The 13687-nt window shown below is 68.2% G+C and carries 5 protein-coding genes; all 5 read right to left on the bottom strand.

The annotated features are described in order from the left end of the window. Window positions 1-136: 136 nt before the first annotated feature. From ACPQ6D_RS20525 to ACPQ6D_RS20505, 5 genes are read right to left on the bottom strand one after another with little or no spacing between them, the layout of a single operon-like run. The gene (locus tag ACPQ6D_RS20525) at window positions 137-1372 is read right to left on the bottom strand and encodes a glycosyltransferase family 4 protein (RefSeq protein ID WP_423226223.1); all 1236 of its coding nucleotides are present in this window, start codon (window positions 1370-1372) and stop codon (window positions 137-139) included. Further along, window positions 1369-2850, bottom strand: a complete 1482-nt coding sequence (locus ACPQ6D_RS20520) for an O-antigen ligase family protein (RefSeq protein ID WP_423226222.1) — start codon at window positions 2848-2850, stop codon at window positions 1369-1371. The genes ACPQ6D_RS20525 and ACPQ6D_RS20520 overlap by 4 nt, the downstream gene beginning before the upstream one ends. Beyond that, window positions 2847-4442, bottom strand: coding sequence for an alkaline phosphatase family protein (locus tag ACPQ6D_RS20515; RefSeq protein ID WP_423226221.1), 1596 nt, complete (start codon window positions 4440-4442; stop codon window positions 2847-2849). Before ACPQ6D_RS20515 ends, ACPQ6D_RS20520 begins: the two co-directional genes overlap by 4 nt. Window positions 4443-4473: 31 nt before the next feature. After that, the gene (locus ACPQ6D_RS20510) at window positions 4474-5478 is read right to left on the bottom strand and encodes a hypothetical protein (protein WP_423226220.1); all 1005 of its coding nucleotides are present in this window, start codon (window positions 5476-5478) and stop codon (window positions 4474-4476) included. Beyond that, on the bottom strand, window positions 5475-13628 hold the full coding sequence (locus tag ACPQ6D_RS20505; protein ID WP_423226219.1) for a tetratricopeptide repeat protein: 8154 nt from the start codon (window positions 13626-13628) through the stop codon (window positions 5475-5477). Before ACPQ6D_RS20505 ends, ACPQ6D_RS20510 begins: the two co-directional genes overlap by 4 nt. Between the last annotated feature and the right edge of the window lie 59 nt (window positions 13629-13687).

Here is a 13687-nt window from a genome sequence, read left to right as displayed (position 1 = left end):
AGTCACGTTTCGGGTATCGGCATACGTAAACCTCGTAGCCTGGCTACGCCGATGATTACGCCATTATGCGTAGGACGGTTGGAGATGGGAGATTTGAGACCGGAGATCGGAGACCGGAGATCGGGTGGGAGTAATTCTACGCTTTGTACTTTGTACTATGTACTTTGCGTTCAGCATTCATCATTCGATAAAGTGCGGCTGATTTGGCGGCGGCGGCGGCCTGGGTAAAGCGCGCGACCGCAGTCTGGCGTGCCGCGGCGGCATAGCGAGCAGAGGCTGCCGGGTCTTGCAGGACGCGCAGCAGGGCGGCCGCCAGCGCATCAGGGTCACGCAGGGGAACGCGCAGCCCGCTGCGGCCATCGGCGATCAGGTGATCCGTGCCGCCGATCGCGGTGGTGACCACCGGAACGCCGGCGGCCATGGCCTGCGCCAGGGCGACGGGCGAGCTTTCGACCCAGGAAGGCAGGGTGAAAACGGTCGCGCGACGGTAGGCCGCCAATAGCCCCGCATGGTCCAGATAGCCCGGCAGGCTGACATGCTGGCGCAGGCCGAGGTCATCAATCGCCTGCTGCACCTCTGCGCCGTACGCGCGGTAGATCGGCGTGACGCCGCCGGCAATGACAAGCTGGGCGTCTGGCGCCTGGCGCACGACCGCCGCCATGGCCTGCACCAACTCCAACACCCCTTTGCGATGAATGACCGAACCGACAAAGAGAATTGAACCGGGCTGCGGTTGACGATCAAGCGCAAAGAAATCGTCGTGCACCGGGTTTTCGATCAGGTGCAAGCGGGCATGGGTATGGGGGCGCACGAACTGCTCGACCCACGGACAGATGATGACCAGGTCACGCGCGCGGCGCAGCACCGTCAGCTCGGTCGCACGCCAGACGGCGGTGCGCAGCCAGGCTTTGAGACGACCGCCGCGCGCTTCGGCCGCGGCTTCGTGCGTATTGATGCCGTGCACCGTCACCACCGTGGGCTTGCCTGTGTCGAATGCGGCCAGCGGGTACGCCGCGGCCTGGCCGTGCGCATGAATGACATCGGGGGCAATCTCCTGCAGGCGTCGGCGCAGCGCCCAGCGATCCACGGTGCGCATGGACAGCGTGTGCGGGAGGCGCGGCGACGAAGGCAAGTAGTGGACCGTCAACGGGCCATCACGCACGACCGCGCCGCGCGCGGCCGCGCCCTTGAACCACTTTTCGCACGTGATGACGTGCAGTTCCAAATCGGCCTGCTGCTTGAGAGCAGCCAGCGTGTAATACATCACCGCCTGAATGCCGCCCACCAGGTTCGGCGGGTTCTCGGGGTAGTCGCCGATTACCGCCACGCGTACGGGCGACCCGATGCGGTCGCCCATGCCCATTGCTGTCATGCCGCACCGCCTTCGCGCGGAACATCCACAAAGGCCAGCGCGGCCAGCACCCAGACGTACCACTGCACCGAGGTGTACTGCACGTAGTTATCGGTGAGGCTGACGACCAGTCCACCCACAACAACGGCCGCCAACGCCAGCGCATACGGATTGATCAGCGCGCGCCGTGCGGCCGCCAGCAGCCAGCGCAGCTGCCAGCCGGCCCAGGTCAATACGCCCAGCGCGCCGGTTTCGATCAGCACCTTGAGATAGTCGTTGTGCGGCGGCGCCACATAGCGCGGGGGCAGCACCTGCTCCACGTAAACCGGAAAGGTGGAGAGGCCGCGGCCCACGACGCGCGTCAGATCAATCAGCCCCACGCCGACCTGCCAGAGTTCCAATCGCCAGGTGACTGAATCTTGCGCGTCAGCCGAGGCGAGACGATCGCGGATGGGCGGTAGGGCCAACAGCGCCAGGGGCAGCAGCACCGCCAGCCACAGCCAGCGCGGCCGCCGGAAGGCGAGCAAGACCACCACCGTCGCCCATAACCCCAACCATTGGGCGCGCGCCAGCGTCAACAGCAGGCCGACGCCGGCGAGGGCCAGCATGGCGAAGGCTACGGCGCGGCCGGGGGGCGCCAACCGGCCGCTGACAGGTTGGCTCGGCGACAGCCACAGCGCGCCGGCCAGGGCCACCACCACGAGCAGGAACGAAGCCAGGATGGCAGGATGGCCAAAAGTGCCCTGGGCGCGGAAGGCGTAGGCGGTATCGGCCAGGCCCACGAAGAAGTAGCCGGTGCCGGTTGCCAGTTGGAAGAACTCCAGGGCAAGCGGCGCCAGCGCGGCCAGGAAAATCGCCCAGACCAGGGCCGGGCGACGAGCGGGGTTGGCCGCCAGCGGCCGCGCCAGCACGAACAGAGCCAATCCACTCGCCAGGCGCACCCATTCCTTCAGGGTTTCGAGCGGCGCAATCGAGGCGCTCAGCCCAGCCAAGCCAATCAAGAGCCAGGCGAGATACCACCAGGCGCCGGGAATGTCCAGAATGACGTGACGACGGCCAGACTGGTCAGCGATCAGCCAACGGCGCACGGCGTAGGCCAATCCCAGGCCCAGGGTAAACGAATTGAGCGCGCCAGCCAGGTTCATCTCCAGCGGGGTGCCGCTGAACAGCGTGAAGAGATCCATGATGCTGTCGGTCGCGGAGCGGATGAGGAGCAAGGGCAGCACGAGGGTCGCGACATCCACGGACACGGCCAGCCATACGCCGGACAGTGTGACCAGCATGACCACCACCAGCGGCGGCAGCACGCTGCTGAGCGCGCCGGCCGCGGCAAACAGGAGCAGGGCGGCAATCCACCACGGGGAGATTGGAGATGGCAGACGTTCGTGAGCCTCAGTCGAACGACTGAAGACGTTCGTGAGCCTCAGTCGAACGATTGCAGAGGGCAGGCGTTTGAGGCCTCTTGCACGCGCAGGCGGGGCCAGGTGACTATCGTTCACAGGTACCCCAGGCCGCGCAGGCGTTCCTGCAAGTCGGCGGTTTCGGCGTCATTGAGCGCAGCCTGGTCTGACAAGCCAACGCCCGCCGCGGCCGGCTGAAAACGCACCGCGGACGCGGTCTGCAGCAGTTCGGTCAGAACCCGTCCCTGCATGGTTTCCGGCACCGCCAGGCCCAGGCTGTGCAGTACGGTAGGCGCCACGTCAATCAGGCGGGGCGTGGGATTTGAGTTTTCCGGCGCGGGTCTGGCGATGCCTCGGCCCCACGCCAGGAACATGCCGCTCAGCGCATGATCGCCGCTGGCCCACCCGGTGCGCGTGAAGAGGCCAGGCGTCTGCAAGTTGCCGGCAAAGGGCGGATTGAGCCAGAAGAGCACATCCGGCAGCAAGTCGGGCTGGGCCAACGATGGCGCGCCTGACATCAACTCGGCGCTGCGCACCGCGCCGCCGACCAGCGGCTGTCCTTCGAAGCGGGCCTCGCGCAGCGCCTGCTCGATTTCGGTCAGCAGGCGGTCGGCGGCCGCGCCTGGCGTCACCTGCCCGTGCGGATCACGGCCGGCCAGGTTGAGGCGAATGCCCTGCTGCGTGTTCCACGGGCAGAATGCCAGCGTGCGCGACCAGTCGGTGTCAGCGCCGGGCGCCAGCAGGCCCACATGCCGGGAAACATCCTTGACCAGGCGGCGGCGCCAGTGCTGAATCTGCGGGGTGTCCAGGCGCCGCAGTAGGCTGGTCAGGCGGCCGCGGCCGGCCTGGCTGCGATACCAGCCGTGCTGCGCCAGCCATTCGTTGACGCGAAACTGCCAAATCGCGGCCTGAAAGCCATGGTCGGAGAGGATGAAGACCGTGGCCTCAACGTCGGCCAGCGCCAGGGTGCGGGCCACGGCTTCATCAAGCGTGCGCCAGTAAGTTTCCCAGGCCGGCTGCAGCTGCGCGGCCAGGCGTACGTCGGCCGCGGGGTGCGTGGGGTCGAGCATCCACCACAGCGCGTGCAGCAGGCGATCGGGCGAGATGTAGGCCACCGCCAGGACATCGAGCGCATGGCGTGCGGCCAGCGTCTCCACCAGGCGAATGCGCGCCTGGGTCATCTGGGTCAAATCGGCCAGCAGCGCGGCCGGGCGGCCGGCGTACAGCTGCCATTCCAGGTCAAGGCGGTAGTCGGGCATGGCCTGGCGTATCTCGGCCGCCAGCGCCGGCGGGTGCGTGAAGGGCGGCTGCTCCAGGCTCAACATGCCGCTGACCTGGAAAGGCTGCACCGGATCAGGCGGGTAGGTCACCGGGAAATTGATCGCGCCGACGCGGCAGCCGGCGCGGTTGAGCCAGGCCCACAGGGTGCTCTCTGGCGCAGGTTTGGCATGGCGATACGCGCCGCCAGGCTGCCGGGCCAGAAAATCAAACACGCCGTGCACCACCGGATGCTGCCCCGTCATGAATGAGGCCCAGGCGGCTGCGGACTGCGTGGGCAGCACAGAGAGCAGCGGCGTCGCAATCCCCTCACGCCGCAGGCGCGCCAACGTCGGCAGCCACCCAGCGGCCAGCAGCGGCTCCAGCAGCGGCCAGTTCAGACCGTCAAGCCCGATGATCAGAATCTTCCCCACCTGGTCTCCGATCTCCGGTCTCTGATCTTCATCATGGGGCTTTCCGCATCTGTTGGACAAAATCGCGCGCGAGCGCGGGATTGGCGGGCGGATAGAAGATCCAGATGCCGTCGAGCTCGGTTGCCAGGGGCGCGAGCGCGGTCGCAAACGCGTCCACGGAATCGTCGCAGCGCCCTTCCGCGCAGCCAATCATGGCCCAAACCTGGACGCGTGGGTTGACGGCGAGCGCGGCTGGCCTCACCTGGCGCATGAGGTTGGCAAAGGCAGCGGGTTTGTCCACCGATTTCTGCGCTTCGACGACGAGGATGTCAGCGTAACGCGCGGCATCCACGCCCGACCCCGTCTTGAGATCGCGGCGGCCGCCAAAGTTGCCGCGACTGTCCACAAAGCGGTAGGTTGGCACAGCCACCATCAGTCGTTTGCCAAAATGATCCGCCAGGCCGCGCACGCCTGCGAGAAAGGTTGAAGGGTCTGCCACGTCCGCCTCCGGTAAGGCATGGGCTTCGATGCTCAACGTGAAGAACGCGCAGCGGTCCAAATCAGCCTGGGGGACGACGGCCAGCAGCGCCTCCGGCGTGTAGGCATCCAGCCTCGGCAGGTGCAGCGAGCACTGCGCGCGCCCCAACTGGCCGAGGAGACCCAGGTTCTCGCTCGTCAGTTTGATGATGTCCTGCGGTCCCAGGTACGGCGCCAGGACAGCCACGGTATCGGCGTTGACGGCCAGGCCGATAGGCAGGCCGCGCAACGGCGCCAGACCAACCGCGGCGGTCGGCGCGGCCTCGCCCGCCTGCGGCGGGGTGGGCGACGCGGCCTGACCCGCCGGCGGCGTAGGCGACGCAGCCTCGCCCGGCGCGCCCACTGCGGCGGTCGGCTCACCATTTGGCTGGCCTGTCGCCCCAACCGGGGCAGTAGGGCGCAATCTAGCTGTTGGCTGCGGCGTCGCCTGGCATGCGCTCAACGCCAGCAGCAGCACCCCGCAGATCAAAATCAACGGCCTACGACTTGCACGTTGCACTGTCAATGTTGCACTTCTCATCGCGTCACCTCCACGCGCACGAGATAGGGAGGCGGGAAGTTGCCGGTGATGTCCACCGCGGTCAGGCGCAGGGTGTAAATGCCCGGCGCCAGGCCATCCGTGTCCCACGTTGCCAAAACGCCGCGATTGATAGGGGCCGGCCCGGAACTCAGCAAGGTCCATTCCGTGGGCGCCTCACCAACCCCCATCTCGATCTTGTAATACTGGAAATTTTCGATGGCGGCCGTGCCGACGATGGTCACCGATCCGCTGAGGCGGGCGTCGGCCGCGGGTGATTCGATCACGACCAGGTTCAACTGCTGCAGTGAGGTTTCCGCCTCAAGCCGTGCGTCGCTGGCCGTTTGGGCCATCAACGCCAGGTAGCGCTGCCAGGCTGCGCTGGCGCGGCGGCCGTCGCCGGTGCGTTGATAAAAACGCGCCAGCGCAAACCACGGATCGGCGTACTCTGGATAGCTTGCCGTCAACGCTTCGTTATGTCGAATTGCCGGCTCGATCTGATCCAAAGCCTGGTAGATGCCAGCCAGGATCGCGTGAATCCAGGCCGGCTTCTGCTCTGTCGTTAGCCGCGTCTCGTAACGCGCCGCGTAGTCAGGCAGCGCGCGCCAGCCCTTGAAGATGGAGATCAGCGCATTGACCGCGTTGATGCGCCGCGGGTCGCGCTGCAAGGCCTGTTCGTACAGGCTGATGGCTTCTTGGAGTTTGCGCTGCTGGCGCAAGACATTGCCGGCGGCCTCCCAGGCCCAACCTGAGCCTGGGTTGAGGCGTTGGGCTTGCTGCACTTGGGCGAAGGCGTCATCGAACTGTTTGTCCTGGCGATAGATGTTGCTGAGATTGATGTAGCCAGCGATGTTGCCAGGTTCTGCCTGGATGGCGGCTTGAAACGCAGCCGCGGCCGCAGCCGCGTCATTTTGCGCCAGGAAGGCGTTGCCGCTGAGGATCAACGGTATGGCCGAACTGGCGTTGACGGCTGCGGCCCGCGCATAGACAGCACGCGCGCCGTCGTAATCTCCGCCCTGCGCCAGCGCCTGGCCGAGTTGGATGTAGCCTACCAGGTTCAGCGGGTCGGCATCTACCGCGCGTTGGAAGAAGGACAGGGCGTCGGCCGGCCGGCCTTGCAGCTGCGCCAGCGTACCCAGCCGGGCCAGGGGTGCCGCCTGCCCGGCGTCGAGGGCCAACGCCTGGGTGAAGCGCGCCTGCGCGCCGGCGGCATCCCCCATGGCCCAACGCACATCGCCCCAGGTCACGTACAGGCTGGCATTGCCCGGCTTCAGGGCGACGGCGCGCTGCAGCGTGGCCTCGGCTTCGCTGAGGCGGCCATCCGCCTGCTGTGCGCCAGCCAAACCCAGGAGCGCAGCCTGGCTGCCAGGCTGCAGGTCGAGACCGGCCCGGTACGCCTGCACAGCGTCCGCCAGCCGGCCGCGGCGGCGATAGGCGTCGCCCAGCGCCACACGCGCGGCGGCAGATGTGGGCTGCTGTTCAACCGCAGCCAGGTGCACCCGCAGCCCTTCATCGTCGCGGCCCAAGGCCAGCAGCAGCTGGTCAAGTCCAGTTGCCGCTGGCGCAAAGAAATCGGCCTGGCTGGCCAGAGCCTGGCGATAGAGGGTCACGGCCTGGTCCATCTGCCCCAGGTTGCGCCTCGCGTTGGCCTGCGCGGTCAAGCCCGCGGCGGCCGCGCCCGGCAGCTGCGCGGCCGCCTGGTAGCGTGACAGCGCAGCCCCCACATCGCCCCGCGCCTCCAGCCATTGTCCCAACGCCAGCAGACTGCCAGCGTTCCCAGCGTCGGCCGCGACCGCAGCCTCGTACGCCCGCCGGGCCGCGTCGGGCTGACCCTGGCGCCGCAAGAGGTTGCCCTGGCTGACCACCAGGGCTGGCGTGTTCGGAGCCAGCCGCAGTCCCTGCTGCAATGTGGACAGCGCGGCCGCCGGTTGGCCCTGCGCCGCCTGCAGGCTGCTCAGGCTGCTGTAATTCCCGCTGTAAAGGGGATCCGCCCCGATTCCGGTGCGATAGATGCGCGCGGCCTCGTCCAGTTTGCCCTGATTGCGTGTCAGGTCGCCCAACGTGGCCCAGGCCCAGCCGGAGGCCGGTGCACGTTCGGCGGCGGCGCGGCCAAAGCGCAGCGCCGCGTCGGCCTGTCCGGCCAGGTCCGCCGTACGCGCCTGCGCAATGACTGGGGCCGGATCGCTGGCATCGAGCGCGGCGGCCGTCCCCAACAGCGACTGGGCGTCTGTAAAGCGGCCCTGATCAGCCAAAACCGCCGCCAGCGCCGTGTACGCACCGAGGTAGGTCGGTTCGACCGCGATCGCGGCGCGATAGGCAGCCTGGGCCTGGGTGATGTCGCCCTGGCTGCGATAGGCGTTGCCCAGGCTCACACGCGCCCAACCCGACGCCGGGGCCGCGGCCACAGCGGCCGCCAGTTGGGCGCGCACCGCAGCCGGCTGTCCTGCCCGGTCAGCCACCTGGGCCAGGTTGACATACGCGCCGGGATTGGTTGGGCTGAGGGTCTGACTGCGCTTGAATGCGGCTTCGGCCGCACTCAAATCACCCTGGGCCAGGTACAACTGCCCCAGCGCGATCGGCGCGGCGCTGTCGCTTGGATCCGCGGCCAGCGCACGCGTCAGGTCGCTGCGCATGGCCGCCGGGGTGGTTTCCAACTGGGCCAGGCCGATCCACGGCGCGGCCGTCAGCGGCGCAAGCGTCGCCGCCTGCTGCAGTGCGCGCCGGGCTTTGTCCGGCTGACCTTGCTGGCGGTAGAGGGCGGCCAGGGCCAGCGGCGCGGCCGGATTCGCCGGCTGGCGCATCTGCGCGTCCAGCAGGACAGCTTCCGCGGCAGCCGGTTGCGCGGCGGATTGGTAAAGATCGGCCAACGCCGTCGCCGTCGTCACATCGCCTGGCCGGCTGCTCAGCGCCGCGCGCAGGCGGGCGATGGCGGCGGGACGTTGACCGGCGCGGACTTCTGCATCCGCCATCGCCAAAGTCGCGGGAAGATAGCCGGGGCTAAGGGTCAAAGCCTGGGTGAGAACTCCGGTTTGATCGCCAAGTCTACCGCTGAGGAGGTCGGCGAGGGCGACCATCACATCCACCGCGCCCGGCGCGGTCTGCAAGGTTTGGGTCAGCGCCGCCAGGGCCAGGTCGGGCCGGTTCTGTTGGCGCCAGGCCGCGGCGCGCGCCAGCGCGATGGCCGTGGTGGCTGGTTCGCGGGCAGATGCTTGATCGAGCGCGGTGGTCACCTGAGGCCAGGCGCCCTGGCGCTGGTACAAACCGGCCAACCCCAGGTAGGGCGCGGCCAATGAGCGGTTGAGCGCCGCGGCATAGGCGTAGAGCGCCGCCGGTTCGGTAGACGTGAGGACGGTTGAAGAGTGAAGATCAGATGGGACACGCAGAGCGGAAAGGTCCAACGGGGGCAATCGCCCCGCGGCCAGTCCTTGCGCGTAGGCTAACCAGGGCGCGGGGTCGGTGGGGTCGGCCTGCATCGCCTGACCCAACGCCTGCGCAGACAACGAGCGCTCGCCTGCGGCTTGCCACGCCTGGGCGAGACCCAGCCAGCCGTCGGCGCGGCTCTGATCCAGGCTGACGGCCTGGGAAAACGCCGCGCGCGCGGCCACGGTGTCCGCGCCGCCTAACTGCCACTGCCCCACCGTCACCTGCAGGCCGACATCGTTAGGCATCCGCGCCTGGCCCTGCTGCAGCGTCTGCCAGGCGCTGGCGCGCTCGCCCAGCGACATCTGCCAATTGGCGAGGGCTATGTAGGCGTCTGTGTTCAGCGGCTCGGTCGCCATGGCTAAAGAATAGGCAGTTGACGCAGCAAGCGGAGACCGAAGATCGGAGATCGGAGACCGGAGACCGGAGACCGGGGCGGGGTGATCTTGCAGGAAGTTGCCCAGGGCGACGAGGGGGGCGCCGGCAGCCGGGTTGTTCGCGATGGCATCCTGCAAGAGGGCGACCGTTTCCGTGATGCGCGCCTGACGCGTCAAGAGATCTGCCAGGGCCGCGGTCACGTCCACACGCGTGGCATCGAACGTCAACGCCGCGCGGAACATCGTTTCTGCGTCCGTCGCGCGTCCCTGTTTCTGGTAGACCTGGCCCAAGACCAGCGGCGCGCCGCCAAACGCGGGATTGATCTGCACCGCCTGCAGCAGGTGAGTTTCGGCTGCGCTTGCTTCCCCCTCGACCAGCTCACGCGCGGCCAACGCGGTCAGCGGCCAGCCGAGCGCGGGATTGCGACGCACGGCGTCCTGCAGTCGCGCACGCGCAGCCTGTGGATCGCGGCGCGCCTCCAGCCCGGCGAGGGTGATCAAGAGGCCAGGGTTGGCTGGATCGAGTTCGATGGCCGTCTGTAAGCGCGCTTCGGCCTGCGCCAACCGCCCGGCCTGGCGATCGAGGCCGGCCAGCGCCAGCGCCGCGGTTGAGCTGGCCGGGTTGAGGGCCAGGGCCTGTTCGAGCCAGGCGCGCGCGTCTCTGAGATCAGAGACCGGAGATTGGAGATCGGAGGCCGGAGACCGGAGACGTTCGTGAGCCTCAGTCGAACGACTGGAGAGAACACCGGCGATGGCAACCGGCAGGTCAGGTGAGCCGGGCATACGCCGTTGGGCGTCAAGCAGGAGCGTGAGCGCGGGGGTGAACTCGCCGGCCACGCGCAGCGCCTCGGCCTGGGCCGCGGCCACGGCCGGATTCTGCGGCTCCAGGTTGACGGCCATCGCCAGGGCCGCTTGCGCCCCGGCCGTATTGGCGGCGCGTTGGCGCCAGGCGGCCAGGGCCAGCCAGGGCGCGGCCAGCGATTGGTCGCGCTGGGCTGCCTGGCGATACATGGCCGCGGGGCCGTCTGCGGACTCTTCGGCGGCGGTGATGCCGCCCGGAAGAGCCTCCAGCAGCTTGCCGCGTTGCAGCCAAAGGTCGGCGCTTGTGGGCAATGCTTGGGCAGCCTCTGTCAGCGTCGCCAGGGCGCGGGCTGGGTCGCCAGCGGCCAACCAGGCCTGCGCCAATCCCAGGGGCGCCGCGGCCAGGCTGTGATCAAGTTCCTGGGCGCGTGTGAACGCGGCCCGTGCGTCGGCGTAGCGTCCGCCGTGCAAATACCACTGCCCGCGCGCGCTCTGCACCGTGGCATCGGCCGGCGCCATTTGCACTGCGGTCTGTAGGACGACCCACGCGGCGTCACGCTCGCCGCGGGCCAAATACGCAGCCGCCAGGCCGGTGTAGCCGGCGACGTAGAGCGGCTCGACCGTGAGCGCCTGTTTGAAGGTCATCTCGGCCTCAGCCCAGGCGCCTTGACCGCGCAGCGCGGTCGCCAGCGCGGCGCGCGCCCAGGCCGAAGCCGGGTTGAGCGCAACAGCCTGACGCAGCTGCGCAATCTGCTGCGCCGGCTCACCCGCCAGCAACCTGGCATTGGCCAGGCCCACATGCGCCGCGATGAAGGTTTGGTCGGACGTCAGCGCCGCCGCAAACTGCTCGGCAGCGGTTGGGTGCGGCTCGCGCTGACTGACGGCCAGGTTGCCCAGGGCCACATAGAGTTCAGGGCCTGGCGCGGCTTCTAGTCCCTGCGCCAAGACAGCCGCCGCCTCCGCAGGTTGTCCGCTCACGATCAAGGCGTCAGCCAACGCCAGGTAGGCGTCCAGGAAACCACCGGCGACGCTGATGGCCTGGCGATAGGCAGCCAGCGCGCCAGGCAGATCGCCTTGACCGCGGCGCACATTGCCCAGCAAGACCCAACCATCGCCGGCCAGGGGCGCGGCTTTGACGGCGGCTTCGGCCGCGGCCAGGGCGCGCGTCGGGTCGCCGCGCTGGGTGAAAAGCAGGCTCAGGTTAGTTGAGGCGGCAGAGGCCGTGGGATCGCGGCGCAGCGCGGCCTGGTATGTCGTTTGCGCAATCTCGAAATCGCCGCGGCTGCGCTCCAGATCGGCCATGGCGGTCAACAGGGTGGCTGAAGTCGGATTGGCCTGCAGCCCATCGGCCAGCAGATTGGCAGCCGCGTTGGGATCGCGTTGCGCCGCGAGAAGCTGGGCCAGGTTGACAAAGGCATTGACGTAAGTCCGGTCCGCGGCGATGGCGCGACGATAGAGAACCTGTGCGGCGGCGGCATCGCCGGCGCGTGCGTTGGCTGCGGCGAGTGCAGACAGCGCCCAGGCGGAGTAGGGCGCGGCGCGCACGGCGGCCTGGTATTCAGCTAGCGCGCGGGTTGGAGCGCCCTGCCGCGTGAAGACGCGCGCCAGGTTGACATGCGCGCCGACGTTGCGCGGGTTGATCTGGATAGCCTTGTTGTACGCAACGACGGCTGCGGCCAAGTGGCCGGCCGCCTGCTGCATGTCGCCCAGGGCCTGGTAGGCCTCATCCGCGCCCAGCGAGGTCACCGTCATCGCGTCCACACCCTGCTGCGCGGAGGCGAGGGCGACTCCCAGGCGCCCCTGGTTCTGAAGGTAGTGGGCCAGGGCAGCATAGCCGTCGGGGTCGCGCGGCGCCGCGCGAATGGCCTGGCGATACCAATCTTCCGCCTCGCGCGTCAAGGCCAGCGTCACCGTGAGGGTCGCAGTGAATGAAACCGCCGGCGCAGCCTCGACCGCCGGATACTGGGCGTCGGCTGCTGACGCGGCGTGGGTGCTCTGCAGGGCCAGGTTGCCCAGGGCAATGTAGGCGCGAGCATCTTGGGGCGCGATGCGAACCGCCTCTTGAAAATGCGCCCTGGCCTGGTCAAATTGGCCCTGCGTTTGGGCCAATTGACCCCAGGCCAGCAGCGTGTCCAGCGGACTAACAAGACGAGCCTGCTGCACCGTGACGGCCCGACCGTACCAGGTATTCGCCTCGGCGTAGCGACCCTGGCGATGGAAGACGACGGCCAGGCCGACGTAGCCGTCTGGCTCGGTGGGATCAATCGCCAACGCGCGGCGGAAAATCGCTTCGGCCTCGGTCAGGCGGCCGCGATCGCGCAGCAGGTTGCCCAGCGGAGTCAGGAATTCGAGATCATTGGGAGATAGGCGGAGCGCGCTTTGATACGCCTGCACGGCCGGTTCGGTCAAGCCCTTGCTGCCCAGCAGCGGCGCCAGTTTGCTGAAATAGGTCAAGGTGTCCGGCGGAATGGTCGCCCCGATGGCGCTGGCATACGCCGCAGCCGCCGCGTCCGGTTGATCGAGCAGCAGCGCCAAATCGCCCATCTCCTGGAACCACTCGCCATGCGTGTTGTCGGCCGCGGTGGCGCGTGCGTACAGGGCCAACGCCTCGGCCGGTTTTGCCTGGGCCGCGGCGACGCGCGCCAGGCCGGCGAGGGCGAATGGAGATTGGAGACCGGAGACCGGAGATTGGAGACCGGACTTGTCCTGGGCGGTGACATGGGAAAGAGCGTCGGCCGCGCCGGGGTAGTCCGACGACTCGAGCAGGGCCTGGCCCAGGCCGTACCAGGCGATGGCGGAGTCGCCCTCGGACTTCGGCGAGCTCAGTCGAGCCGCCACGGCGCGGCGGAAGGCGTCGGCGGCCTCGGCCCAACGCTGTTGGCCGAGCAGGGTGTTGCCGGTCAACACGAGCGAAGGCGTCGTCGGGGAGATCACCCGGTAAAGCTCGAAGCCGTCGCCGGCGAAGAGGCGTGTGACTTGCAAGTCCGACGCGGCGCTGGCGGCCGTGGTCAGGGTGCGCAGCTGCCAGGCCAGTTCACGCGCGTCGCGCAGCAGAATGAGATTGGTCTGATAGCGCGCCAGCGTGTCGAGCAGCGGCCCATCCACGAAGCGGGCGCGGGTGAAGGCATCTACATCCTGGCTGCGCTGAATCGCTTCGGGCTGGCGCGCGGCCGGGAATTCTTCGCTGGTGGTGGTGTAGCGGTGCGCCACGACGTAACGGCGGCTGACCGCGGCCGGAATGACCTGGTTGGTCTCATAATCGCTGAGAATGACCGCGTCGTCGGGCAGCTGCCGCAGGGCCGTCTCCACCGAGGCCGGCAGATTGCGCGGCACATCGAGCGTCGCGGCGAAGGTCTGCATACGCCCTTGAATGGCCGGGACGCGCGCCAGGGTCAAGACAATCAGCAGCGCGGCGAGGGCATACTCAATCTGCCATCTTGAATCTACAATCTTCAATCTTGAATTTATGATCTGCAAGCCCCTGCGCAAGCCGTAGAAAAGAGCGGCGCCCAGAATCAGGGCAAGGGGCAGCGGCCAGGTGAAACGATAGAGCATCCACGGCGTCACCACGCGGCCGACGATAGGCGCCAGCCAGGGCGTGAAGGCAATCAGCA

It is taken from the genome of Candidatus Amarolinea aalborgensis (assembly GCF_900491745.1).
Taxonomy (GTDB): domain Bacteria; phylum Chloroflexota; class Anaerolineae; order SSC4; family Amarolineaceae; genus Amarolinea; species Amarolinea aalborgensis.
Note: the sequence above shows the minus strand (reverse complement) of the source record. Positions and strands in the feature narration are given on the sequence as shown.

What these genes read in the sequence shown, in the direction of transcription:
- ACPQ6D_RS20525 (WP_423226223.1), bottom strand. Translation starts at nt 1,372, where the DNA reads ATGACAGCAATGGGCATGGGCGACCGCATCGGGTCGCCCGTACGCGTG.
- ACPQ6D_RS20505 (WP_423226219.1), bottom strand. Translation starts at nt 13,628, where the DNA reads ATGCTCTATCGTTTCACCTGGCCGCTGCCCCTTGCCCTGATTCTGGGC.
- ACPQ6D_RS20510 (WP_423226220.1), bottom strand. Translation starts at nt 5,478, where the DNA reads ATGAGAAGTGCAACATTGACAGTGCAACGTGCAAGTCGTAGGCCGTTG.